This window comes from Nocardia thraciensis (genome assembly GCF_054782435.1).
On record NZ_BAAGSM010000027.1, the window covers coordinates 75542 to 99087 of the forward strand.

General features: G+C 68.0%; 24 protein-coding genes and 2 pseudogenes. 9 read left to right on the forward strand and 17 right to left on the reverse strand.

What is annotated here, in order from left to right:
* Window position 1 precedes the first annotated feature (1 nt).
* Both ACYVLQ_RS18090 and ACYVLQ_RS18095 read right to left on the reverse strand, forming a co-directional pair.
* Complete coding sequence (locus ACYVLQ_RS18090) at window positions 2–589, reverse strand: PadR family transcriptional regulator (protein WP_460698662.1); 588 nt, start codon at window positions 587–589, stop codon at window positions 2–4.
* 270 nt (window positions 590–859) lie between these two features.
* On the reverse strand, window positions 860–1480 hold the full coding sequence (locus ACYVLQ_RS18095; protein ID WP_460698663.1) for a TetR family transcriptional regulator: 621 nt from the start codon (window positions 1478–1480) through the stop codon (window positions 860–862).
* A gap of 225 nt (window positions 1481–1705) precedes the next feature.
* On the opposite strand from ACYVLQ_RS18095, the gene ACYVLQ_RS18100 reads away from it, so the two are divergent.
* Genes ACYVLQ_RS18100 through ACYVLQ_RS18110 form a run of 3 tightly spaced genes read left to right on the forward strand, consistent with a single transcriptional unit; the run spans window position 1706 to window position 4363 of the window.
* On the forward strand, window positions 1706–2875 hold the full coding sequence (locus ACYVLQ_RS18100; RefSeq protein ID WP_460698664.1) for a ferredoxin reductase: 1170 nt from the start codon (window positions 1706–1708) through the stop codon (window positions 2873–2875).
* Between the two features lie 15 nt (window positions 2876–2890).
* Complete coding sequence (locus ACYVLQ_RS18105) at window positions 2891–4039, forward strand: fatty acid desaturase family protein (RefSeq protein WP_460698665.1); 1149 nt, start codon at window positions 2891–2893, stop codon at window positions 4037–4039.
* Window positions 4040–4363: a hypothetical protein gene (locus ACYVLQ_RS18110; RefSeq protein ID WP_460698666.1), complete on the forward strand. Its 324-nt coding sequence runs from the start codon at window positions 4040–4042 to the stop codon at window positions 4361–4363.
* Window positions 4364–4500: 137 nt separating this feature from the next.
* Here ACYVLQ_RS18110 and ACYVLQ_RS18115 read toward each other — a convergent pair whose 3' ends face one another.
* Window positions 4501–5058: a DUF4254 domain-containing protein gene (locus tag ACYVLQ_RS18115; RefSeq protein ID WP_460698667.1), complete on the reverse strand. Its 558-nt coding sequence runs from the start codon at window positions 5056–5058 to the stop codon at window positions 4501–4503.
* A gap of 420 nt (window positions 5059–5478) precedes the next feature.
* Here ACYVLQ_RS18115 and ACYVLQ_RS18120 point away from each other — a divergent pair, with 420 nt between their 5' ends.
* On the forward strand, window positions 5479–5799 hold the full coding sequence (locus ACYVLQ_RS18120; RefSeq protein WP_068021320.1) for a hypothetical protein: 321 nt from the start codon (window positions 5479–5481) through the stop codon (window positions 5797–5799).
* A 472-nt stretch (window positions 5800–6271) separates the two neighbouring features.
* Here ACYVLQ_RS18120 and ACYVLQ_RS18125 read toward each other — a convergent pair whose 3' ends face one another.
* Genes ACYVLQ_RS18125 through ACYVLQ_RS18140 form a run of 4 tightly spaced genes read right to left on the reverse strand, consistent with a single transcriptional unit; the run spans window position 6272 to window position 10407 of the window.
* Window positions 6272–6877: a GTP-binding protein gene (locus ACYVLQ_RS18125; protein ID WP_460698727.1), complete on the reverse strand. Its 606-nt coding sequence runs from the start codon at window positions 6875–6877 to the stop codon at window positions 6272–6274.
* A complete protein-coding gene (locus ACYVLQ_RS18130; RefSeq protein ID WP_460698668.1) occupies window positions 6858–7289 on the reverse strand; it encodes a DUF742 domain-containing protein in 432 nt (143 codons plus the stop codon). Before ACYVLQ_RS18130 ends, ACYVLQ_RS18125 begins: the two co-directional genes overlap by 20 nt.
* Window positions 7286–7714, reverse strand: coding sequence for a roadblock/LC7 domain-containing protein (locus tag ACYVLQ_RS18135; protein WP_460698669.1), 429 nt, complete (start codon window positions 7712–7714; stop codon window positions 7286–7288). Before ACYVLQ_RS18135 ends, ACYVLQ_RS18130 begins: the two co-directional genes overlap by 4 nt.
* Window positions 7711–10407, reverse strand: a complete 2697-nt coding sequence (locus tag ACYVLQ_RS18140; RefSeq protein ID WP_460698670.1) for a sensor histidine kinase — start codon at window positions 10405–10407, stop codon at window positions 7711–7713. Before ACYVLQ_RS18140 ends, ACYVLQ_RS18135 begins: the two co-directional genes overlap by 4 nt.
* 257 nt (window positions 10408–10664) lie before the next feature.
* Here ACYVLQ_RS18140 and ACYVLQ_RS18145 point away from each other — a divergent pair, with 257 nt between their 5' ends.
* Entirely contained in the window at window positions 10665–11474 is an 810-nt protein-coding gene (locus tag ACYVLQ_RS18145; protein WP_460698671.1) for a DUF4389 domain-containing protein, read from the forward strand.
* Here the strand turns inward: ACYVLQ_RS18145 and ACYVLQ_RS18150 are convergent.
* On the reverse strand, window positions 11414–12424 hold the full coding sequence (locus ACYVLQ_RS18150; protein ID WP_460698672.1) for an ABC transporter ATP-binding protein: 1011 nt from the start codon (window positions 12422–12424) through the stop codon (window positions 11414–11416). The genes ACYVLQ_RS18145 and ACYVLQ_RS18150 overlap by 61 nt on opposite strands.
* 14 nt (window positions 12425–12438) lie before the next feature.
* Here ACYVLQ_RS18150 and ACYVLQ_RS18155 point away from each other — a divergent pair.
* Window positions 12439–12513 (forward strand): annotated as a pseudogene (locus tag ACYVLQ_RS18155) (helix-turn-helix domain-containing protein); the annotation flags it as partial.
* A gap of 87 nt (window positions 12514–12600) precedes the next feature.
* Window positions 12601–12837 (forward strand): annotated as a pseudogene (locus ACYVLQ_RS18160) (zinc ribbon domain-containing protein); the annotation flags it as partial.
* A gap of 35 nt (window positions 12838–12872) precedes the next feature.
* Here ACYVLQ_RS18160 and ACYVLQ_RS18165 read toward each other — a convergent pair.
* Together ACYVLQ_RS18165 and ACYVLQ_RS18170 are read right to left on the reverse strand one after the other, a co-directional pair.
* Entirely contained in the window at window positions 12873–13682 is an 810-nt protein-coding gene (locus ACYVLQ_RS18165) for an ABC transporter permease (RefSeq protein WP_460698673.1), read from the reverse strand.
* A gap of 37 nt (window positions 13683–13719) precedes the next feature.
* The gene (locus tag ACYVLQ_RS18170) at window positions 13720–14526 is read right to left on the reverse strand and encodes an ABC transporter permease (protein ID WP_460698674.1); all 807 of its coding nucleotides are present in this window, start codon (window positions 14524–14526) and stop codon (window positions 13720–13722) included.
* 452 nt (window positions 14527–14978) lie between these two features.
* Between ACYVLQ_RS18170 and ACYVLQ_RS18175 the strand changes: the two genes are divergently transcribed.
* Window positions 14979–15734 (forward strand): hypothetical protein, encoded by a 756-nt coding sequence (locus ACYVLQ_RS18175; protein WP_460698675.1) that lies wholly within the window; start codon window positions 14979–14981, stop codon window positions 15732–15734.
* A 98-nt stretch (window positions 15735–15832) separates the two neighbouring features.
* On the opposite strand, the gene ACYVLQ_RS18180 is transcribed toward ACYVLQ_RS18175, so the two are convergent.
* From ACYVLQ_RS18180 to ACYVLQ_RS18190, 3 genes are all read right to left on the reverse strand, one after another.
* A complete protein-coding gene (locus ACYVLQ_RS18180; RefSeq protein ID WP_460698676.1) occupies window positions 15833–16591 on the reverse strand; it encodes an NYN domain-containing protein in 759 nt (252 codons plus the stop codon).
* Window positions 16581–17150, reverse strand: coding sequence for a hypothetical protein (locus ACYVLQ_RS18185; protein ID WP_460698677.1), 570 nt, complete (start codon window positions 17148–17150; stop codon window positions 16581–16583). The genes ACYVLQ_RS18180 and ACYVLQ_RS18185 overlap by 11 nt, the downstream gene beginning before the upstream one ends.
* A gap of 89 nt (window positions 17151–17239) precedes the next feature.
* On the reverse strand, window positions 17240–17560 hold the full coding sequence (locus ACYVLQ_RS18190; RefSeq protein WP_460698678.1) for an ArsR/SmtB family transcription factor: 321 nt from the start codon (window positions 17558–17560) through the stop codon (window positions 17240–17242).
* A 117-nt stretch (window positions 17561–17677) separates the two neighbouring features.
* Here ACYVLQ_RS18190 and ACYVLQ_RS18195 point away from each other — a divergent pair, with 117 nt between their 5' ends.
* A complete protein-coding gene (locus ACYVLQ_RS18195; RefSeq protein WP_460698679.1) occupies window positions 17678–18610 on the forward strand; it encodes an alpha/beta fold hydrolase in 933 nt (310 codons plus the stop codon).
* 73 nt (window positions 18611–18683) lie between these two features.
* Here the strand turns inward: ACYVLQ_RS18195 and gcl are convergent, their stop codons facing one another.
* The 4 genes from gcl to allB all read right to left on the reverse strand — a co-directional run bounded on the left by gcl (window position 18684) and on the right by allB (window position 23379).
* Window positions 18684–20474: a glyoxylate carboligase gene (gene gcl, locus ACYVLQ_RS18200; protein WP_460698680.1), complete on the reverse strand. Its 1791-nt coding sequence runs from the start codon at window positions 20472–20474 to the stop codon at window positions 18684–18686.
* Between the two features lie 161 nt (window positions 20475–20635).
* On the reverse strand, window positions 20636–21022 hold the full coding sequence (locus tag ACYVLQ_RS18205) for an allophanate hydrolase-related protein (protein ID WP_460698681.1): 387 nt from the start codon (window positions 21020–21022) through the stop codon (window positions 20636–20638).
* Window positions 21023–21039: 17 nt separating this feature from the next.
* Window positions 21040–22044 carry an allantoicase gene (alc, locus tag ACYVLQ_RS18210; RefSeq protein ID WP_460698682.1) on the reverse strand — a complete coding sequence of 335 codons (1005 nt, stop codon included), beginning with the start codon at window positions 22042–22044 and terminating at the stop codon, window positions 21040–21042.
* Window positions 22045–23379 carry an allantoinase AllB gene (allB, locus tag ACYVLQ_RS18215; protein ID WP_460698683.1) on the reverse strand — a complete coding sequence of 445 codons (1335 nt, stop codon included), beginning with the start codon at window positions 23377–23379 and terminating at the stop codon, window positions 22045–22047.
* Window positions 23380–23546: the final 167 nt, after the last annotated feature.

A 23546-nucleotide genomic window follows, 5' to 3' on the forward strand; every position in this document is an offset into this window, starting at 1 on the left:
TTCACCTTTCGGTAGCGGTACGCGGATGCCGGGCTGGGGCATCCGGGCGGGCGGATGGGCGCAATGCCTCGAGTACCTCGTCGCACCATTCGACGAAGCCGGACTCCACGCGGATGCCGCCGCGCAGTACCAGGTATTGGTGCAGCGCCGTGCCGGTCAGGCGGTGCGGGGCGGGGAAGTCCTTCTTCTCGATCAACCGGTACACATCGAGCCGCTGGGCGTGCCGGTCGCGGTGCCGGGCGACCTCGGTCAGCAGCGCGCGCAGGTCGCCGTGGGCGGCGGCGCGGATCTTGACGCCGAGCTCGCTGCGCAGGGGGCCGACGTCCTCGCTGGGCTCGGCGATCCAGCGGGCCAGTTCGGCGCGACCGGCGGCGCTGGCGCTGTAGACCTTCTTGTCCGGCCGCCCCTCCTGGGCGACGGCCTCGCCGGTCACCCAGCCCTGCTCCTCCATGCGCTTGAGCACGCGGTAGATCTGCTGGTGGGTGGCGCTCCAGAAGAAGCCGATGGACTTGTCGAAGCGGCGCGCCAGCTCGTAGCCCGAGCCGGCGCGCTCGGTCAGCGATACCAGCAGCGCATGCTCGAGGGCCATGTCGCGAGATTAACCGATACTCGGTGTACTATGCAACTCGGTGCATAGAGTTGCCGAGCAATTGTTCGAGACGCCTTGTAGCATCAATCTCGGTGCTCGCACCATCTCGGATACGGGAAGGGCACCTCGCGAAGCCGGGAGGTCCGCGGGGTGTCCTTCTGAGTTTCCAGCGTTGGGCGAAGTGACCGTTGGGCGAAGTGACCGGCACGGCGGGAATGACGGAGGGATCGGCCGGGCGCCGAGTGGTGCTTGGGCGGGAGGGTGGTTGCCTCAGCGGGCGGTGGTTGAGCGCCAAGCGCCCATGCCCAGGGCTATGAGGCGGACTTGGCGGACTGTTCGGTCGACTGTGTCGGGGCGGTCGCGGAGGGGGGCGGCGACGTAGTCGGCGATGCGGTCGGCGACCGTGGAGACGATCAGGTCCGCGGCCAGTTCCAGGTCGTCGGGCGACCAGGTGTCGAGGGCCCTTACTCTGGAGAGGTCCACCACCAATTCCCGGGTGATGAGCTGCATTTCTACGATGATCGCGCCGCGCAGCGCGGCCGAGCCGCCGTGCCGCTCGCGGATCAGGAAGCCGTACAGCTCCTCCCGCCCGGCGACCTGGCCGAAGACGAAGCGCACGGTCTCGGCGAGCCGCGAATCCGGGGTGCGGCGCATTTCCCGTAGCGCCAAACGCAATTGGCGCACGCCCTCGTCGACGAGGGAGGTACCCAACTCGTCCAGCGAGGTGAAGTGCCGGTAGAACGCCGTCGGAACGATGCCGGCCGAGCGCGCGATCTCGCGCAGGGACAGCGCGGCGAACCCACGGTCGGCGGCCAGCGTGAGAGTGCCCTCCAGCAGGGCCTGCCGGGTGCGCTCCTTGCGCTCGACGCGGGACTCCGCCTGCTCACTCATGTCGCTGAGCATACATCCGTTCACGATTCGTCTTCTCCTAAGGATGTTGCCTCGGTCACAGCATCTGCTGGTTGAACTTATATGCCACCAGCGGGCACACTATCTGAGTGTACAGATGTGCACCGAAAACGTGGGCGTTGTCCCGACGCTTGTGAACAAGCACTGAGGGGCCCCGCGGACCGCGGTGACACACACGGCCCGACTAGCAGCTTTGGAGAACCGACAGTGGGACTCATCGACCTGGTGCAGACATTGACCTCGCCGCACCCGCTCGATCGCTATCTGGAACTGGTGCGGCCGACGCTGACCGTGCGCGATATGCGCGCCGAGATCACCCGTGTGCGGCGCTCGGCGTCGGACTCGGTAACCCTGACGCTGCGCCCGACACGGCAGTGGTCCGGCCATCGCGCCGGGCAGTACGTGCAGATCGGCGTGGTGATCGACGGCGTCAAGCACACTCGGTGCTATTCGCCGGTCAACCCGCAGGGGCGCCGGGACCGGCACCTGCAGTTGACGATCAAGGCCCACCCGCACGGGCTGGTTTCGCGGTACCTGCACCGCCACGCGGCCCCGGGCATGGTGGTCGATCTGGCGCCCGCCGCGGGCGCCTTCGCGCTGCCCGAATCCGCCCCCGAGCGCCTCCTGCTGATCAGCGGCGGCAGCGGCATCACGCCGGTGCTGTCGATGCTGCGCACCCTCGCCGACGAGGACTACCGGGGGACGCTGGTGTTCCTGCACTACGCCAAGTCGCCCGAGGCCGTGCCGCATCGGGCGGAGTTGGAGGATATCGCGCAGCGGCACAACAACTTCCACATCGAGCTGCGGTATCCGAGCCTGAGTGTGGGGGAGCGGATCGGTCAGGCGGTCGGAGTGGATTCCGGCCCGAAGCATGCCGGAAAGGCGGGGGAACATGGCGCCGACGCCCTGTGGTCGTGTGCGGCGGATGCGCGCCCGGTCGGGCATTTCGACTACGACACCCTCGAGCACATCGCGCCCTGGTTCGCGGCGGGGGAGACCTTCGTCTGCGGTCCGTCCGTGCTGATGGATGCGGTTCGTCGCATCTATGAGGCCGAGGGGCTCGATGATCGGCTGCATACCGAGGAATTCACGCTGTCGACCGTTCCGGTGGATGCGGCGGACGTCACCGGCTCCACCACCTTCTCGGCGAGTGGCGTGCGGTCCGACAACGAGGGCGCCAGCCTGCTCGAGCAGGCCGAATCCGCCGGGCTCACACCGGAGTACGGCTGCCGGATGGGGATCTGCTTCTCCTGCACCGCGGTCCGGCGGTCCGGCTGCACCCGCAACCTACGCACCGGCGAGCTGGATGCCGACGACGACCAGCCCATCCAGCTCTGCATCAACGCCGCCGTCGACGACGTCGACATCGAAATCTGAAAGGGGAGAACGGAAATGACGATCCTCACCGAAACCAAGGACGGCCCGCTGGTCCTCAGCCCGAAGGAGGTCGAGGAGATCGGCCGTCAGCTCGACGAGCTGCGCGAGCGCATCACGGCCGACCTGGGCGAGCGCGACCGCGAATACATCTACTCGATCATCAAGGCGCAGCGCGGTTTCGAGATCGCCGGGCGCGGCCTGATGTACCTGGGCTTCCTGCCCCCGTTCTGGCTGGCCGGGGTGGCGGCGCTGAGCGTCTCCAAGATCCTGGACAATATGGAGATCGGCCACAACGTCATGCACGGCCAGTGGGACTGGATGCGCGAGCCGGGCCTGAATTCCCGTGTGTTCGAATGGGATACGGTCTGCCCGGCCGACCAGTGGAAGCACTCGCACAACTACATGCACCACACCTTCACCAACATCCACGGCCGCGACCGCGACATCGGCTACGGCGTGCTCCGCATCGACGAGGGGCAGAAGTGGAATCCGTACTACCTGGGCAATCCGGCCTACGCGTTTCTGCTGATGCTGCTGTTCGAGTGGGGCGTGATGCTGCACGACCTCGAGGCCGACAACATCATCAAGGGCAAGCGTAAGTGGTCCGACATCAAGCGCCTGGCCAAGGGGCAACTGCGCAAGGCCGGTAAACAGGTCCTCAAGGACTACGTGGTGTTCCCGCTGCTGAGCGGGCCGCTGTTCCTGTCCACGCTGGCCGGAAACGCCACCGCCAATCTGGTCCGCAACGTGTGGGCCTACTCGATCATCTTCTGCGGCCACTTCCCGTCCGGCGTACAGACGTTCACCGAGGAGGAGACCGCGGACGAGACCCGGGGTGAGTGGTACGTGCGCCAGATGCTCGGCTCGGCCAATATCAGCGGCGGCAAGCTGTTCCACATCATGTCCGGCAACCTGTCGCACCAGATCGAGCACCACCTGTTTCCGGATCTGCCCGCCAACCGGTATCCGGAGATCGCGCCCGAGGTGCGCGCGCTGTGCGAGAAATTCGGTCTGCCCTATACCACCGGCCCGCTGAGCAAGCAGGTCGGGCAGGTGTGGCTGAAACTGTTCCGGTACGCATTGCCGCCCGCGCTCGCGGGGAAGAGCGAACAGCCCGGTGTTATCGTGATGCGGGAGCGACAGCCGAGCGAAGCGGGCGTGTGAATGATCGGAAAATTCGAAAGCAACAAGGATCTGATCCAGGAACTGACGTCGTCCGGGGCGCGGCATGTCGGCAATATCGCAACGATTATCACCGGCACGGTCGCGGACGTGACGCGCGAGATCGGCGAATGGGTCACCGACGCCATCGAGATGCGTGAGGCGGCCGCCGCGGCCCAGCGCGACAAGGAGGCCGCGGCGGACGTGGACGCCGGTGGCGACGAGCCCGACGTGCTGCTCGACGAGCCCCGCCAGGCCCCGCACGTCTCCACCGAGCAGCCCTACATCGACGCCGATGTGGAGATCGTCGACCCCGACGAGAAGTGATGATCCCGGCCAAAAGCATGCCGGGAATGAGAGATAGGTGTGCAGGCCGGGGAAGACGGATGGGCCGCGCAAGCCGGGGATGACGGATGGGCCGTGCAGGGCGGGGATGACCGAGGGGCGCACTGGGGCTTGGCGGCTCAGAAGACCGGTAGGCGGCGGCGGTGTTCGGCTACGTCGGTGATCAGGTCCTGGTAGCCGTCGGCCAGTTCGGCGAGGCGCACCCACTGGAGGTGTGCCTCGCTGTCCACGCCCTGGTGGGACAGCATGCTCATGCGCGAGCGGGTGTCGATCCGCGCGGTGGGGGTGGGCAGGCCGAGGGCGTGCTGGGCGGCCACCCATTTCGCCGCCATCCGATCGATGACGTCGCCCAAAGTCTCGGTGTGCAGCGAGGCCCCGGTCCGATGGCGGATATTGTCGGTGACCCAGGTGTTGATGCGAACGATCAGCCGCGCCCTGGTGACATCGATGTCGTCGACGATCTGGCTGCACGCGGCCACCCGGCTGCTGGACGCGTCGGGCGCGTGCGCGGCCTGCTGTGCGGATCGGCGCCGCTCGTGGCACTGCACCAGCGCGTGCGCGGCCTCGAGCGCGGCGTGATCGCTCCCGGCGGGGTCGTCGCGGAAGGCTCGCAGGAGTTCCGCGGGGGACGGCAATTCACCGAATCTGTTACGGCCACCGGCGTATTCGGATGCCATGATCCCTCCACCCTCGTGCGCTCGACTGGATACGCCAGGGCCGAGGGGGTATCGGGGAGGGGCTCCCCTCGGCTCCGGCGCAGCCCCGCGGCCCGGACATCACAGCCCACCACAAACGCTCACGGTGAAGAAACCGGGAAATCCGCGACGATGCGATAGAAGACTGTCCGGGAAAGGCGGGACATATTCAGGAAAGCGCGTCGGAAGAACCCGCGCAACCGGCTGATGCCCAAACACCGAAGCTGCTGGACAATCGTTATACACCATTACAAGCCGGTCACATGATCGCGAAGATCGATGATCGACACGGTACGAAACGCGGTGCCGCCGAGGGTGTCTCTCCTGGGCCACCGCGATCGGGGAGCTACCTCGGCGATGCGCCCGCCCACGCTCGCCCGCCGTCCGATAGCCTGGTATTTCGTGTCCGCCTATGTGTCGTCCCCGGAGCTGACCTTCGGCTTCCTGTTCGCCCTGGAAGATCCCGAGCGAATCGCCGAGGTGGTGCGAAACCTCATGGAACGCCGGACCGTCTCGGTATTCCGGCTGGCGCACGTCACCGGCGCCGCGGGGCCGCCGGAGCGCTACGTGGTGAACTGGGCCGCCATTCCGCAGATCTCCATCACCACCGCCGCGCCGGAGCCCGACGAGTTGCTGGCTAATCGCACGATGCTGGTGAACGCGTTTCTCGACGACGAGGGCGGGGTCAGCCTGTATTCCTCGCAGGGCAGCATACCCGGCTGAATTTCGCAGGTGGCAGTGGGTCTCGTGGCGCGACGCCATCGCTGCCGCAGGCCTTCTCGTTAGCATGACGTTTCGCACAGGCGCTCTCAGCACTGTCTCAGCTATAGGCCAGTGATCTGTAAGCAGACCTGGGAATCGTGGGTTCCGGCCGGAGGTCCAACAAGGAGCTTCGGTGCCAAACCTGTTCCCTACAGAGAGGTTCGACCATGATCCCGGTCATCATCGATACTGGTAGCGCTGCGCTCGGCGGTCTGCTCAACACCGGAAGCGCTGCCTTCCACGGCATCCTGAACACTCTGTGGACAGGCTCCTTCGGCGGCTGAGCCCCGTCGGACATACTCTCCTCGCACCGCCCCGGCCATGCATAGTGCCGGGGCGGTGTCGTGTCGTGCACCCGTCGTTCCGGCGTGCATTTGGCCGGAATCGCGTGTGGATCCCGGCTAAAAGCGTGCCGGGGTGACGGAGGGTTGTCTCAGCTGGCGACCGGGTGTGAAAGCCGGTGTAGGAGGACCTGTTCCAGTAGGTCGACCAGGACCTGCTTGACCGATTCGCGGTCGCGAGCGTCGCATTCGACCAGATGGATCGATTCGTCGATGTCCAGCGCCTCGCGCACCTCGTCGAGTTCGAAGTGCGGGCCGTCGTCGAAGCGGTTGACCGCCACTACGAATGCCGTGTTGCGCTGCTCGAAGTAGTCCAGCACCGGGTAGCAGTCCTCGACGCGGGCGGTGTCGACCAGGATCACCCCGCCCAGCGCGCCGTCGAGCAGGTCGTCCCACAGGAATTCGAACCGCTCCTGGCCCGGGGTGCCGAACAGGTACAGCACCAGCGTCCGGTCCAGGGTGATGCGGCCGAAGTCCATGGCCACGGTGGTGGTGGTCTTGTCCTCGCGACGGCCCGGATCGTCGACACCCACCGACACCTCGGTCATCGCGGCCTCGGTGGACAGCGGCTCGATCTCCGAGATCGCGCCGATGAAGGTGGTCTTGCCGACCCCGAACCCGCCGCTGACCACGATCTTGACCGAGGAGGGCGCTGGTTCTGGTGCGGCGGGGCTGTTCTCAGAGGGCCCGAACAAGATCCCGGATCCTTTCGATGGCGGCGGTGGACAGTTCATCGGCCGTATGCACCGACGCGTGCCCGGCGGCGACCAGATCGCTGACCACGACGCGGGCCACGCCGAGCGGAACACGCAGCGCGGCGGCGATTTCCGCGACCGAATGCGGATGCTGGCACAGCCGCACCACGGTCTGCTGCTCGAACCGCAACGGCGCCGAGAGCGCGGCCGGGGCGGCGTGCACGAGCGTTTCGATGCGCAGCCCGTCGATCAGCGGCGTGGTGCGGCCGCCGGTCATCAGGAACGGGCGCACCACGGGCTCGTCGGCGGCGCCGTCCGCGTCGGGGCGCCGCGCCGCATCGAGGGGATCCGACCAGGGCGCGGGCTGGTTCAGCGGGATCATCCGGCGGTCGGGCAGCCGGGGCGGCTCGGTCATCTGCGCAGCGATTCTCTCAGTTCGGTGATGAGCGCCGGGGTGAGCAGCGCGCCGGCGCGGTCGGCGAGCACCGCCATCTGGTAGCCGACCAGGCCCACATCGGAATCGCTGCCCGCGATAACGCCGATACTGCTGCCGTCGGCGATCGCCGACACCAGCAGGAATCCGCGGCGCATCTCGATCATGATGAGTTTCAGGCCGTCGAAGTCGTAGCTGCGAGATGCGCTGCGCGACAGGCTGACCAGGCCGGACACCATGGCGGCCAGCCGATCCGCGTCGGTGCGGTCCAGGCCGTCCGACATCGCCATCAGCAGCCCGTCCGAGGACACCGCGACGGCATCGCGCACACCGTCGGTGGTGCGGACGAAGTCGGTGAGCATCCAGTTGAACGTGTGCGGGCCGGTGTCCGGCAGGTGGGTGGTCACCTGGGTTCCTCCTGTGTGGTCGATGCCGGGATCCGTTGCTGCCCACCGGATTCGCCGCGCTGGTGTCCGGCGCGGAAGCCCGACAGCATGCTGCGGACCTGATCGGGTGAGCGGTCGGCGGCGGGCGCCGCCGGGGGCCGGGCCGTGGATCCCGGGCGGGCTCCGGCATCGCGAGTCTTCTTGGCGCGCTTGACGAGACCGTTTCGTGTGCGTTGAACCTCTGCTACAGGCGTGTCACCGCCGCTGTGCGGCGGCGGCGAACCGGAGCCGGAGTCCGGGTCAGCCGGTGGTGTGCCGAGCCGATTCCGTTGCGCGGCAGCGGCATACAGCGAGTCCTTCATCGGCCCGGGCGGCAGGGTCGGGAACGGGTCGGGCTGCCCGGGGGCGTGCTGAGCACCGGACGGAGTCCGGTCCGCGGCGAGACGGTGTCTGCCGAGACGTTCGCGTCCGGGCCCGGTGCCGGGGTGATCCTCCGGTTGCTGCGCGTCACCGCCGCGGCTCTCGCCGTGGCCGGGGAGAACGGAGGGAAGCCCGGAACCGGTGAAGACGGGCGACGGTTCGCCCGACCCGTTGCCGGGGGCGACTGCGGCGCGGTCTGCGCCGGTCGCGCCCACAGCGGGCATCGCAGGGCGGGCTGCCGGAGACCCCGTCGCGGAGGGTGACGAGGTGCCGGCGGCGGGCATAGCGGGGTGGCCCGCACCATTCGATTCGTGCGAGTCCCGCACGGCGTGCTCCAACTCCTGTTTCGCCTGTCGCGGCGCGTCGGGGTCGGCCAGCAGGCCACCCGGCAGCATGAGTCGCGCCACCACGCCGCTGACCGGGGACACCATGAGTTCCACCTCGATGCCGAGCCGTCGCGCCAGCCGGCCGACGACGTAGTGGCCGAGGAATCGGGTGGGCGCCACCAGGAAGTCGGCCTCGCCGCGCAGCCGGGCATTGGCGTCGGCCAGCTGCTCGGCCGACATCCCCACGCCGTGGTCGACCACCGCCAGCAGGTATTGCTGGCCGAGGCGGCGGCCGTAGATCTCGACCTCGAGGTCGGGCGGCGAGAAGGCCAGGCCGTTCTCGATCAGCTCGGCCAGCATGTGCGCCAGCTCGCTGACCACCGCGCCGGTGACCGGAATGTCGTCGACCCGCCGCAGCGCCACCCGCCGGTAGTCGTCCACCTCCGACAGCGCGGCGCGGACGACGTCGGTCAGCGGGATCGGCTCCGCCCAGCGTCGGGGGCTGGCCTCGCCGACGAGTACCAGCAGGCTCTCCGCGTTGCGGCGCATGCGAGTGGCCAGATGGTCGAGCTCGAACATGTTGGCCAGCATCTTCGGGTCGAGTTCCTCCTTCTCGAACTCGCTGATCAGAGCCAGCTGCCGACGCACGAGATTCTGGTTGCGCCGCCCCAGATTCGCCAGCGATTCGGTCGTATTGCGTTGCAGCAGAGCCTGTTGCGAGGCGAGCTCGTAGGCGGTGGCCTGCACGCGGTCGAAAGCCTCGGCCACCGACACGATTTCGGTGCTGGCTCCGGCGGGAGTGCGCACCGGGCGCGGGGGATCGGGTTCGGCGCCCGAGGTCGTATGCCAGGCGTCGATCAGGCCGGGCAGCCGTCGCGAGGCCACGTCGTCGGCCTCGCTCGACAGCGCGGCCAGCGGGCGCACGATGGCGCGCGCACTGGCGACCACCAGCACGACCAGCGCGAGCAGGGCCAGCACGGCCGCGCCGGTGTACACGCCCAGCTTGACCGCGGCGTCGGTGCGGAGCTGATCGGCTCGCTGTTCGATGGCCGTGCCGGCCGTGCCCTGCACGGCGCGCTGAGCGTCGATGACCGCGGTCATCCGCGTCCACCAGTCGGCCGCGGCGACCGGCCGCGGCAGCGGCCCGTGGTCGGCGGCGAGCGCCACGGCCTCGGTCTCGGCGGCCCGGACGGCGTCGTCCGACTGGGCCACCGCGTCGAACCGGGCGCGCTGGTCGGCGTCCGCATGCTGCTCGAAGGCGGTCACCGCGGCCTGCCTGGCGGCGCGAATGTTGAGGAATTGCGAGTATTCGCCCGGTCCGAAACCGCCCGCCGCGAACACGCCGTTGAGGAATCCACGCTCCTGCGCGGTGAACTCCTTCGCGTCGCCGAGCGAGTACAGGGCCTGCAGTCCGCGCCACACCTGCTCGTCGCGGGCATGGTCGAGGCCGGGCCGCGCCTGGCCGAGCGCCCCGATCGCGCCGGTGTAGAACTGGAAGGCCCCGGGGCGGTCGGTGTCGCGGGCGTCGACACCGTCGCGGGTGCCGCCGAGGGCCGTCAGCTGCCCGAGCGCGGTGCGGACACGGCTCGCGCCGGGGGCGTCGGCGAGCAGTGCGGCATCGAGCGCCCGCCGCGCCGCGTCGGTGGCCGCACGCTGGTTGTCGAGGGCGGCGCGCAGTGCCGCGTCGCCGCCGAGCAGGCCGTTGGTCAGGCCGCGCTCGCGCTGCAGCTCGTGCATCAGATCCTGCGCCGACAGCGCCAGCGAGACCGCGCGGACGGTGGCGTCGGTATCGCGGTAGGACCCGACCTCGCGCGCGACGATCACGCCCAGCAGCACCAGCGCCAGCGCGATCGACGCCACCAGCACCCGAGTCAACTGCCCGAGAATTGTGCGCGGGCGGACCAGCCGGACCGCCGTTGTGAGCTTTTTGCTACCTGTCGGCAACAGCCGCGTTCGGCGGAATCGCACTTGTACTCCTCGCTTTCCGCTCGACGCCGACCCTCCGGTGCACGCCACGGAGAATCAGAAGCAACCTGGCATACCCGGCCCGGTTCCGCAACAGGGATCGCGCCTTACGACAGCAGGTGGCGCGAATGCGACACGCCCGCGACGCGCCGCCGTTGACACGTCCAGTGTGGAAAGTCCCATAGATTTCCGGGCGGATGGGAAACAATTGATCGCATACGGCTCGGGCATGAGCCGAAACGCCCGGAAGGAGCGTGATCATGAATTCTTCAGCACCCGCGTACCCGGTTCGCGTGCGCGGTGACCTCGACCCCGGTCTGTCGCGGTGGCAGTGGATCGTCAAATGGATTCTGGCCATTCCGCATTACATCGTGCTGTTCTTCCTGCACATCGCGTTCGCCGTCGTCACGGTGATCGCCTTCTTCGCCATATTGTTCACAGGCCGTTATCCCCGTGCGCTGTTCGACTTCAACGTCGGCGTGCTGCGGTGGTCCTGGCGCGTGGAGTTCTATGCGTTGTCCGCGCTCGGGACCGATCGCTATCCGCCGTTCAGCCTGCAGTCGCGGGACGACTATCCGGCCGATCTCGAGGTCGATTATCCCGAACGGCTCAGCCGCGGGCTGGTTCTGATCAAATGGTGGCTGCTGGCGATTCCGCACTACCTGGTGCTGTGGGCCTTCAGCGGCGGCTGGCAATCGTGGGGCGGTGATGACGGCGACTACGGCGGCGGCTTCGTCGGGCTCCTGACGATCCTGCTCCTGATCGCGGTCATCGGCCTGCTGTTCACGGGCCGTTACCCGGGCGGCCTGTTCGCCTTCGTGATGGGTCTGAACCGTTGGATGATCCGGGTGTTCTCCTACGCCACGCTGATGCGCGACGAGTACCCGCCGTTCCGCTTGGACCAGGGGCCGCGCGAGCCGGAACCGGTGGAGACGACGCCCATGGCCGCACCGCTGCGCGGGCCCGGCGAGACCGCGCCGGAACCGAGCCCGGTCGAGCCGGAGCCGAGTCAGGGACCGATCGATCCCGAGCCGGGCCAGGGGCCCAGCGGTCCCGGAGCGGCGTCGTAGATTCGGCGCACCACATCCTCGATGTCGGGTTCCTCGATGGACAGGTCACGGACCTCGGTGCGGGTGGAGACGGCGGTGAGAAGTTGTGCGGCGGTGGTGGTCTCGGGGTCGAAGGCCAGCCGCTGCCGGATGCCGCCGCCTTCGCTGGACACCAGCTGAGCGCCCGGCAGGCCGACGAGATCGGTGGTGGGTGCGGCGAGGTCGACCACGAGTACGCGCCGCACCCCCACCCTCGCGGCCAGCCCGGTCAGCGAACCGTTGTACGCCAGCCGCCCGTGGTCGACCACCAGCACCCGTTCGCACAGCCGCTCGATATCGCCCATGTCGTGGGTGGTCAGCAGCAGCGTGGTGCCGCGTTGGATCCGCTCGTAGGACAGGAATTCGCGCAGCCGCTGTTTGGCCAGCACGTCGAGTCCGATGGTGGGTTCGTCCAGAATCAGCAGTTCGGGCGAGTGCAGCAGGGCCGCAGCGATTTCCGCGCGCATGCGCTGGCCCAGCGACAGCTGGCGCACGGGGGTGTCGAGGGTGTCGGCCATCTCCAGCTGTTCGACGAGTTCGTGGATGCGCTTGCGCGCGGCGTCCGGATCGAGGCGGTGGATGGCGGCGAGGATCCGGAACGATTCGCGCAGCGGCAGATCCCACCACAGCTGCGAGCGCTGCCCGAACACCACCCCGATGCGGCCCGCGAGTTCGCGGCGCTGCCGCACCGGCTCCAGTCCGCAGGTGCGCACCGAGCCGGAGGTGGGTACGAGAATGCCGGTGAGCATTTTGATGGTCGTGGACTTACCGGCCCCGTTGGCGCCGATATAGCCGACGGCGGAACCGGATTCGACCCGGAAGCTCATGCGGTCGACCGCGGTCAGCACCTCGCGTCGGCGGCGCCAGTGCCCGTCCTCCTTGCGCCGGAGCACGAACTGCCGGGTCAGATCCGTGATCTCGATCGCGTTCATCTGGATCCTCGCTGGTGAAGCGGGCTTACAAGTATCGCTTCTACCCGAACGCCGCCCAGGCTGCCGAGCTCGAGCGGACGTTCGGGTGCGTGCGGAAGGTGTGCAACCTCGCACCGGAGGCGCGGACCCGCTCGTGGTATCGCGACGGCACGCGGATCAATGACAACCCGACCTCGATCGCGGTGGATCGGTGGTGTCCGTCGTCCAAGGTGTGCCTCGCGGTACAGGAGTCCATGCCGATGCGCGTGCGGGTGTGGACATGCGGCTGCGGCGCAACCCACGCCCGAGATGTGAATGCTGCCAAGAACATTCCGGCCGCCGGGCTGGCGGTGTCTGTCTGTGGAGATGGTGTAAGACCTCATAGGAGCACTCCTGGCGGGCGATCGTCGGCGAGGCGGAAACCCCGACCGTGAGGTCAGGAACCCCAGTCCATTAGGGCAGGGAGATGTCAACCACCGCCTCCCTGGTAGTGCCGCACGCCGACCTTCCAGCACGTCAACGCGAGAATCCAAATCCACAGTGCCGCGATCGGCGTCGCCCACGCCAGTGCCGACGGCAGCCAGGCCGGGCCGGGCAGCCCCAGCAGGGCGATCGTCGGCAGGTAGGCGACGAAGGCCACCGGCACCGCGAAACCGAACAGTAGCTTCATCGGCGAGGAGAACACCGAGGACGGCTGCTGCGAGGCGAACGAGCCGCCGTAGGTGAAGCTGTTGGTCAGCTCGGAACCGTCGATGAGGAAGAACTGCAGCCCGGCCGCGCACACGAACAGCCCGGCGAAGATCGCCACCCCCGTCACCAGCGAGAGCAGCAGGAGTATGAATGTCGCTGCCGTCCAATCGATGTCGTTGACCACCAGGCCCGTGGACAGCACCGCCGCCGCCACCCCGGCGCGGGCCAGGCGGCGCAGTGAGACATCGCTGGTGATCAGCTGCAGCAGCAGCGGCTGCGGGCGCAGGTGGAAGGCGTCGAGGGTGCCCGTCCGGATGTAGGTCGGCAGGGTGTCGGTGTGTCCCACCATGATCTGGGCCAGCGCGAAGGCGAGATTGGACATCCCGAACAGCAGCAGCATCGCGTCCAGATCGAGTCCGCCGAGCACCCGGGCGTTGTGGTAGATCACCCACACCTCGGCGAATTCCACCATGCCGATCAGCAGCGAGGACAGCAGATCGGCGGCGAACGACAGCGGATAGGCCCGCTGTGAGCGCATCCGCGAGCGCAGCACGGCGGCATACGGTCGGAGCCAATTCCCGTATGCCACAGGTGCTTCCGGAGCGGTTTCGGGGGATAGGTCCGAATCAGCCACCCTGGACCTCCAGCTTCCGCCGCCCCGCCCGCAGCAGCAGCCGGCCCAGCGCGATCCCGGCGACCACCCACAGGACCTGGACCCCGATGACGTGTACGGCCGCGAACCCGCTCGCCCGCCCGGAGAGCACATCGATCGGGGTTTGCAGCAGGGAGGGGAACGGGGTGAGATTCGCGAACATGTACAGCCAGCCCGGGAACAGGTGTACGGGGAGGAACAACCCGCCCAGGAACGTGGACACGATCTGATACAGCAGCCGGATTCCGCGGGTCTCCACCAACCAGAAACCGACCAGGCTCACCGCGAACAGCAGCAGGAACGAAATCGTCACCGCCAGTACGACACTCACCGCGCCCAGGAGGTACGGCATGCCGGCGTGCGGCAGGCCCAGGCTCATGGTGAACATACCCGCCACGACGCTGGGCAGGCCGCGCAGCAGCAGGGTGCAGCCCGCGCGGCCGAGATCCGCGGCCAGGTGCGAGAACTGGATGTCGACGGGGCGCAGGAAGTCGATGGCGATGTCACCGTTCTTGATCCGCTCGACGATGTCCAGCGGCGGGCCCATCACGCCGAGTGCGCCCAGCAACCCCTGGGACAGCCAGACGTAGGCGCCGATCGAATCCGAGGTGTAGCCACCGAATTCGGTCGTGGACCGCACCGCCGCCAGCAGCACCGAGGCGCGCACCAGCCCGAACACCACATTGGTGAACATGCCCGCGAACATCGCGAGTCGATAGTGCCACTGCCTGCGAAAACCCGCCTCCGCCAGGCACAGGTAGACACGAGGATCGGCGCGCACAACCAAATCACGCTACGGCCATGGAGTTGCGTTCACAACAGGATTCGGGAATCGAGGGTGTTCCGATAGTGATACCGGGCGGTTGCTGAGCCGTTGGCAGCATGGTCAGCCGCGCTCGGCGGGGTGCGCATCGAGAAGTCCTCGCTGGGGACGGATTTGAAACTGCTCGGGGCCGCGGAGGCGGCCTTCGAGGACGTGCTCGCGACCGTGTGAGGCGGTGGCTGTGCGCGGGGCGTTCGACAGGCTGCGGCTCGAGAGCGGACGCAAAGAATCCGTGTGGGAAATGAACGGTACGCGGCCGCAAGCGTTAAGGGTGCGTATAGGACAGCGAACGTACCGGATCGCGCCGCCTACCATTCGGGAATGGCTTGCCGTGGGTTCCGGTCTGTGACATCCGTTGTGCGGAAACACATTTGCGACGGTTCGGCGCCCGAGTTCCGTGGCGGACGGCGATGACGCGCCCGACCCCTTGGCAGTTGAAGGAAAGGCCCCGTTCCGAAACTGCCGCCCCGGCCGAGACCTCCGGACCCTCGGCGCGCGAAGCTCGCGCGAGCGTGCGCGGCTGGGTGACCCGGCTGCGTGAACGGCACTCGGTCCGCACCGGTCGCTGGGCGCGAAGGCTGTGCGGACACAGCGTCTACCTGGCGGCCGCGGGCGCGAATGCCGTCACGTTCGGGCTGTTGTTCCTGCCCTGGCTCACCGTCACCGGGCCGGACGGTGTGGCGCGCGCCAACGCCTTCGGCAGGATCCAGGCCACGACCAGCTACATGATGGGCTGGTCCAAATCGGGGCCCACCACCGCGAATATCAACGGCACCTGGGCGATTCTCACCAGCGCCGCCATCATCGTGATGGTGACCGTCGTGGGGATCAACCTCCGGATGCGCGCGCGGGCGCTGTCTCGGGTCGCCGCGGTCTCCGGTGTCGCCGCGGCGCTGTTCGTGCTGTCGACGCTGCGGCACCTCAGCAACCGGGCGTCGGATCTGTACGACATGACGCAGCGCGGCTGGGATACCGGCGGCCAGATCGGTTCGTGGATCCAGTGGGCCGTCGCCGGCGGCGACCTGGTGTTGCCGGGCGCCCGTCCCTCGCCTTACGCCACCGCCAGCATCACCGCCGCCGCCATGATCGCCTGTGCCACGTCGATCGTCGCCGCCGTGGTCTCGACCATCCAGTGGTGGATCGAATCTTCGCGATCACGCCGATGACCGAGTTGCGTGGTGCCGGACTTCAGGATCGAACCGGTGCCGTCCCGCACGCCGACGACGGACAGGTCGATCCGTCGAACGCGCGAATTCGCGCTGCGCTACTTCTTCTCGGGCCGGTGCCGGATGTCGCGGACGTAGGTTACCTCCGGCTTGCCCTCGGCCGGGCTGCGGCCTTCCAGGTCGAATAGTGTTGTCGCCGTGAACAACTCGCCGAGTTTGGTGTATCCGTAGGTGCGCGGATCGAAGTCGGGGCGCTGCTTGTTGATGATAGATCCGACTCCCGACAGCATCGCCCATCCGGAATCGTCGGAGGCCGCGTCCACGGCGTTGCGCAGCAGGTTCATCAGCTTGGCGTCGCCCTTAAGCTGATTGGCCGCGGTCTTGCGGGTCCGGGCGGTGGCCGACTCTTCCGTTGTGCCGGTGAGGTTTTCTGTGTAGATGAACTTGTCGCAGGCGGCGACGAAGGGCTTGGGCGTCTTGCGCTGGCCGAAACCGTAGACGATCAGCCCGGATTCGCGGATGCGGCTGGCCAGGCGCGTGAAATCGCTGTCGCTGGACACGATGACGAACCCGTCGAGGTTGCCGGTGTAGAGCAGGTCCATCGCATCGATGATCATCGCCGAATCGGTGGCGTTCTTCCCGGTGGTGTACCCGAACTGCTGGATCGGCTGGATCGACTGCTCGAGCAGCTGTTCCTTCCAGCCCTTGAGGTTCGAGCTGGTCCAGTCGCCGTAGGCCCGCTTCACGTGCGCTGTGCCGTAGGTGGCCACCTCCGCGAGCAGCCCGTCGGCGATCCCGGGTTGCGCGTTGTCCGCATCGATCAGCACGGCGAGCCGTGTGGCATTGTCACTGGTCATCGGTCGGCTCCCGCCTCTCGAGCGATTCCAGCTCGGCGCGCATCTCCGCGACCTCGACGGCCAGTTCGTCGCGCATCTGCTCGCGCTCCAGCAGGCTGATGCGCAGGCTGTCGATGGTGTCGTTCATCGAGGTCAGCTTGCGGTCCGCACCCTCGAGCTGCCACTCGAGGACCGCCCGGCGGCCCACGTGCAGGCTCGCGTTCGACACCCATTCCACGACGTGATCGAGCCATTCCGGCTGCTTGGGCATCGGCGTTGTCTCGTCCCAGCCGCGCCGAAGCGCGGGCTTCGACGAGAGCACGCGTTCGGCGGCCGGTCCGGGGACGGGGGCGTTCATCTGCGCGAGGCTCAGTTTTCCGGCGCTGGTCACGACGGCCGTGAGACGATACCGCCCCGCGAGGTGCATCCGCAGTTCCGCCGTGCCGCGCCCGTCGGCATCCATCGTCCCGAGCCACGGCCCGTCCGCCGCGTCGAGGATCGACTCGATCACCCCGAGCTGACCGACGCCGCGACGCAGGCGGGTGGCGCGTTTGCGCAGGTCGTGTGCCGAGGCAGTCATCTGATCCCAGTGCATCGCATCCTTTCTCGTCGGCCGGCTTCGAGCCTCTCACGAACATAGGCGCTGCCGCGGCACCGGTGGCGGACCGGCTAGGCCGGATTCTTCGTTTCGGCGGACTGGGCGAAGACGATGTCGAGCAGCCCGGGAAAGCGGGATTCGAGTTCCTCGCGACGCAGGGTCAGGAAGTGCCTGCGTCCCTCGCGGCGCTGGTGGAGCACGCCCGCCTCGCGGAGCGCCCGCCAGTGGTGGGTCTTACTGGATTTCGGCTCCTCCGGAAGGATTTCGCCGCAGGATAGTTCGTCGCCGGAGGCCAAGGCCTGCACGATCGCGATCCGGACCGGATGGCCGAGCGCCGCGAGCACATCCACGAGCCGCAACGTCTCCGCCTCGGGGTGATGGAACTCGGCCATGGGTTCACTGTACGGGTATTTCGTACCGTCCGGTTGACACACCCCGTCGATTGTACGAATATCTCGTACCGTAACTGTACGAGATATTCGTACTAATCCGCGAGCGAACGAGGCGCCATGACCAGCACCGACCCATCCGAAACGCTGTCCGATGCGGCGCTGGCCGCGTCCCTGGACGGTGGATTCAGCAGCCGTGTCGCCGAGGTGAACGGGATTCGGCTGCACTATGTCGACGGCGGCGCGGGTGCGGCCGTAGTGCTGCTCGGCGGCTGGCCGCAGACGTGGTGGCAGTGGCACAAGGTGATGCCCGCGCTGGCCCGGCGCTATCGGGTGATCGCCGTCGATCTGCGCGGGATGGGCGGCTCCGGCAGGCCGGTCGCCGGTTACGACAAGAAGACGATGGCGGCGGATATCCGGGCTCTGGTGCGCCAGCTCGGACTGGACTCGGCCAGCGTTGTCGGTCACGATATCGGCGCCATGGTGGCGCACGCCTACGCGGCGAACTACCCGGAGGCCACGGACAAGATCGCGCTGCTGGATGTGCCGCATCCCGACGCCGGCCTGTCGGACCTGCGGTTGCTGCCGGAGCCGGATCAGCACGTGGATTCGGTGATCGAGGACGGGGCGCGGTCGTATCTGTGGTGGTTCGCGTTCAATCAGGTGAACGGGCTCCCGGAACAGCTGCTGGACGGGCGCTTTCGGCTGCTGATCGATTGGCTGTTCGCGCGGCAGACCGTGGATCCCTCGACCATCGACGATCGCTCGCGTCAGGTGTACGCCCGCGCGTACTCGACCACGGAGGCGGTGCGTGCGGGTAACGCTTGGTATCGCGCCTTCAATCAGGACATCGAGGACGAACGCGCCTACGGGAAGCTCACCACGCCGATCCTCACGCTGGGCGGGGATCGGAGCAACTACGAGTATCTGCGAAACCGGATGCCTGCCAAGGGAACCGATGTGGTTGTCGAGAAGATCGCCGACTGCGGCCACTACATCCCGGAGGAGCAGCCCGGTGCGACCATCGAAGCCTTGGTGAAGTTCCTCGGCTGATGTATGGGAAGCGCTGCGCCGCACCCGGATCGCGGGTACGGCGCGGCGTCGTCCGCTGTGGCGTGCCGCCGGATCAGGCCAGCGGCAGTAGGGCCGTCGGCGCGTCCTCGGCGGTCTCGGCGAGCTCCTCGAATTCGGTCACCTTGTCGATATCGGTGGCCCCCATGGCGATATTGGTGACCTTCTCGAGAATGATCTCGACCACCACCGGCACCCGGAACTCCGCGGTCATATGCTTGGCCCGCTGGAAGGCGGGGCCGATCTCGTCCGGGTTCTCGACCCGAATCGCCTTGCAGCCCAGGCCCTCGGCGACCCGCACGTGATCGACGCCGTAGCCCTTGGCCTGGCCGATCGAGTCGTCGGCGTTGATGTTGTCGAAGCCGAGCTGCACATAATAGTTCATGTCGAAGGCCCGCTGTGCCTGCCGGATCAGGCCCAGATACGAGTTGTTCACCAGCACGTGCACATAGGGCAGGTTGAACTGAGCGCCGACGGCCAGTTCCTCGAGCATGAACTGGAAGTCGTAATCGCCCGACAGCGCAACGACATCCGCCTCCGGATCCGCCGCGACCACGCCGAGCGTCGCGGGCACCGTCCAGCCCAGCGGACCGGCCTGGCCGCAGTTGATCCAGTTGCGCGCCTTGTAGACATGCAGCATCTGGGCCCCGGCGATCTGCGAGAGCCCGATCGTGGACACGTAGCGGGTGTCGCGGCCGAACGCGCGGTTCATCTCCTCGTACACCCGCTGCGGTTTCACCGGGACGTTGTCGAAATGCGTCTTGCGGTGCAGGGTCCGCTTGCGCTCGGTGCAGTCGGCCACCCAGCCCGAGTAGTTCGGCAGGGTTCCGGCCCGCGCGCGTTCCTTCGCGACCGCGACCATCTGTTCCAGCGCGGCCTTGGCGTCGGAGGCGATCCCGTAGTCGGGCGGGAACACCCGGCCGATCTGCGTGGGCTCGATGTCCACGTGCACGAAAGTGCGCCCCTTGCGGTAGGTTTCGAGCCCACCGGTGTGGCGGTTGGCCCACCGGTTACCGATGCCCATGACGAAATCCGAGGCCAGCAGGGTGGCATTGCCGTAGCGGGTGGAGGTCTGCAGCCCGACCATCCCGGCCTGCAGCTCGTGGTCGTCGGGAATGATGCCCCAGCCCATCAGGGTCGGCACCACCGGAACCCGCAGCAGTTCGGCGAGTTCGACCAGCAGGTCCTCGGCCCCGGCGTTGATGATGCCGCCGCCCGCGACCAGCAGCGGGCGCTTCGCCGCGGTCAGCATGTCCAGCGCCTTGGCCGCCTGCACGCGCGTCGCCGCCGGTTTGTACACCGGTAGTGGCTGATACGTGTCGGGGTCGAAGTCGATCTCGGCGAGTTGCACGTCGATCGGCAGATCGATCAGGACGGGGCCCGGACGGCCGGAGCGCATCAGGTGGAACGCCTGTTGGAACGCGCCGGGCACCTGCGCCGGTTCCAGGACCGTCACCGCCATCTTGGTGACGGGCGCGGCGATGGAGGAGATGTCGACGGCCTGGAAATCCTCCTTGTGCAGCCGCGAGGTCGGCGCCTGGCCGGTGATGCACAGGATCGGAATCGAGTCGGCGATGGCCGAATACAGGCCGGTGATCATATCGGTACCGGCCGGGCCGGAGGTGCCGATACACACGCCGATATTGCCGTGCGCGGCCCTGGTGTAGCCCTCGGCCATATGCGAGGCGCCCTCGACATGGCGGGCCAGAACATGTTTGATGCCGCCGTGCGCGCGCAGTGCCGAATAGAACGGGTTGATCGCGGCGCCGGGCAGGCCGAACGCCTGCGTGGCGCCTTCCAGCTCCAGAATCTTCACGGCCGCATCGACGGCTCGCATCCGTGTCATGACTTGTTACTCCAATTGTCCTGTGTGAGTGGGCGTCCCGGATCGGCAGGTGGTCGTGGCGAAGAGGCCGTCACTCTCCGCGTCCGACTTCCGTCGACCCGGCGAACGCCGGGACCGAGACGCGCGGCTTCGGGCGTGAGCGTTGTATTCGGTTGGTGCGGTCAGGTGGTGACCGTGTTGCCGCGGTAGGCGCGCCAGTCGCCGATATCGGAGATATCGATCAGTTCCGGCGAGCCGAGGCGGTCGTGGCGCAGGACGGTCGCCAGGCAGGCGGTGCCGTCGTCGAGTTCGATCAGGCCGAGCTCCAGTTCCGGTGGCTCGGCCGGAATCAGGTTGTCGCGCAAGGTTTCCATCGGTACGTCGTAGACCTCGCCGGTGACCGCGCGGCCGTCGGCCTCGGTGGCGATCATGGCGGGGAAGCGGTCGCCGACGGAGTAGTAGCGGTACTTCGGTGCGCTGCGGGCGGTGCGCAACAGGGGCGCGCCCGCGATCTGGTCGTGCAGGCGGCCGCCGCGCATGCCGTCGCCGTTGAGAAACATGAGGACCATCGGGGTACTCCGTTCGGTCAGTCGCCGGATGTGGCGGTGAAACGATCGTGCAGGTGTTGCCTGCCGGACGCGGTGAGCGGTCCGTACAGGCGCAGGCGGGCGATGCCGCCATCGGGAAAGACGTTGAGCCGCACCTGATTCACGGGCCGGTCGCCCGAGAGTCGGAACCGGTGCGGGGCGTCGGGTTGCAGGTCCGTGGGCGCCAGCAGCGATACCAGGTCACCGGCGGGTGTGTAGCCGTCGAGCGAGATTCGGGTGGGCGCGTTGCCCTTGTAGTGGGTGGTGTCGAGCTCCAGTACCGACGGCACCGCCTCGGCGGCCAAAGCGACGGTGGCCCAGTCGTTTCCGTCGTCGCGGCGCCGCCGCATCTCCCAGCCGTCGGCCATGAACCGTGAAATGCCCGGCTGCAGCATATTGTTCGGCGGGGAGAAGAACCCGTCGCTGCAGGCGACGGCCCGGCCGCCGTTGCGCAGGGCCACGAGGTCGAAGGGGATGTCGTCGAGCCACTGCGGATCCGGGACCGCGGTGCCGTGCACCCGCAGCCGCGCGATACCGCCGTCGGGGTGCATGTTCAGCCGCACATGGGTCAGTCGTCGGTCGTCGGAGACCTCGAAGACATTGCGGGTGTCGCCCTCGACCGGAGAGCGGGGGACCACCGAGTGCCAGTCGGCGGCGAGGAGGTCATCGACCGTGGGATGGCCAGGGACACAGGCGCCCTCGATCGAGGCCTCCGGCGGGTAGTTGCCCACGAAATACGCGGTGTCGACGACGAGCGCGACCGGGACTCCGGCGATGCCGAGCCGGATCAGCGCCCAGTCGGGCCCGGCGCTGCCGTCGCGGCGGCGGCGCGTCTCCCAGCCGTCGTACTCCTGGCCCTTGTTGGTGAAGGTGTGCGGGCGGTACACCGGCGCCGCGTCCTTGATGAGATTCTCCCGCTCGGCGAAGAATTCGTCGTTCGCGGCGACGACGCTCCCGCCGACCTGGCGGACGGCCAGGTCGGGTAGCTGGGACCAGTCGCTCATCTAAACCCCTTTCTGCAGCAGGCGGCCACGGGGATGGTCGCCGGTGATGTATTCGCCGCGCAGCCAGGTGGATCGGACCACGCCGCGCAGCGTGCGGCCGTCGTAGGCGGTGATCGGGTTGCGGTGGTGCAATGCGGCCGCGTCCACGACGAACTCCTCGTGCGGCGCGAACACGCAGAGGTCCGCGTCGGCGCCGATCGCTATGCGGCCCTTGTGCTTCAGGCCCACCAGATCGGCCGGGCCGGTGGCCATCCAGTGCGCGACGTCGGTGAGTCCGGCCCAGTCCGGCGCGGCGGTCCACACCGCGGGCAGGCCGAGTTGCAGACCGGCGATGCCGCCCCAGGCCTTGCCGAAATCGCCGCCGCCCGCGCGTTTGAGTTCCACGGTGCTGGGGGAGTGGTCGCTGACCACGGCATCGATGATGTTGTCGCGCAGTCCGTTCCACAGGCCCTGCTGGTTGACGCGATTGCGGATCGGCGGGCAGCACTTGAATTCCGTTGCGCCGTCGGGGATCTGCTCGGCGCTGATGGTGAGATAGTGCGGGCAGGTCTCGGCGGTGATCCGCAGCCCGCGCGCCCGGGCCGCCGCCAGCAGCGGCAGTGCGCAGGCGGCGGCGAGATGCAGTACGTGCACCCGCGCGTCGTACCGCTCGGCCAGCTCGATGAGCGTGCGGACGGCGCGGGTCTCGGCCTCGGTCGGGCGCGAGGCCAGGAAATCGGCGTAGATGGGGCCGTGCGGGGCCGGAGCGGCATCGATGACGGCCGGGTCCTCGGCGTGCACGATCAGCGTCGCGCCGATCTCGGCCACCGCGCGCACGGCGGCCTCCAGTTGCGCCGCGTCCAGATGGCAGAACTCGTCCACCCCCGACGGCAGCAGAAAGGCCTTGAATCCGAATACCCCGGCCGCGGCCAGCGCGGGCAGCGCGGCGAGATTGTCGCCGACCGCACCGCCCCAGAAACCGACGTCGATGTGGCACTGCCCGGCCGCGACCGCTCGCTTCTCCCGCAGCGCGGTCACGTCCACGGTGGCCGGAATGCTGTTGAGCGGCATATCGATCAGCGTGGTGACCCCTCCGGCGGCGGCCGCCCGGGTCGCCGTGGCGAACCCTTCCCACGCGGTGCGGCCCGGCTCGTTGACATGCACGTGGCTGTCGACCAGTCCCGGCAGCAGCACGGCATCGTCGGACACCTCGACGAGGTCGGCGGCGTCGACCGGCGCGTCGAACGGCACGATCTCGGCGATGCGCCCGCCCCGGACCACCACCGCCGCCGCGACCTCACCGTTGGGCGTGATCACCCGCCGGGCGCGAAACACCTTGGATGCGTTGGTATTCACGACTACTCCTGTACTGCTCTGACGATCGATACCGGTTACCCGGCCGTGTTACCGCCGCACCGGAGCGGCACAAGCTCTTTCGGCCTGACCTACCCGCTGGAATGACTCGCCGCCCGATGCCGAAACGGTGTGCCTGCCGGTGGTGGCTCCCCGCCGCTGAGCAACGG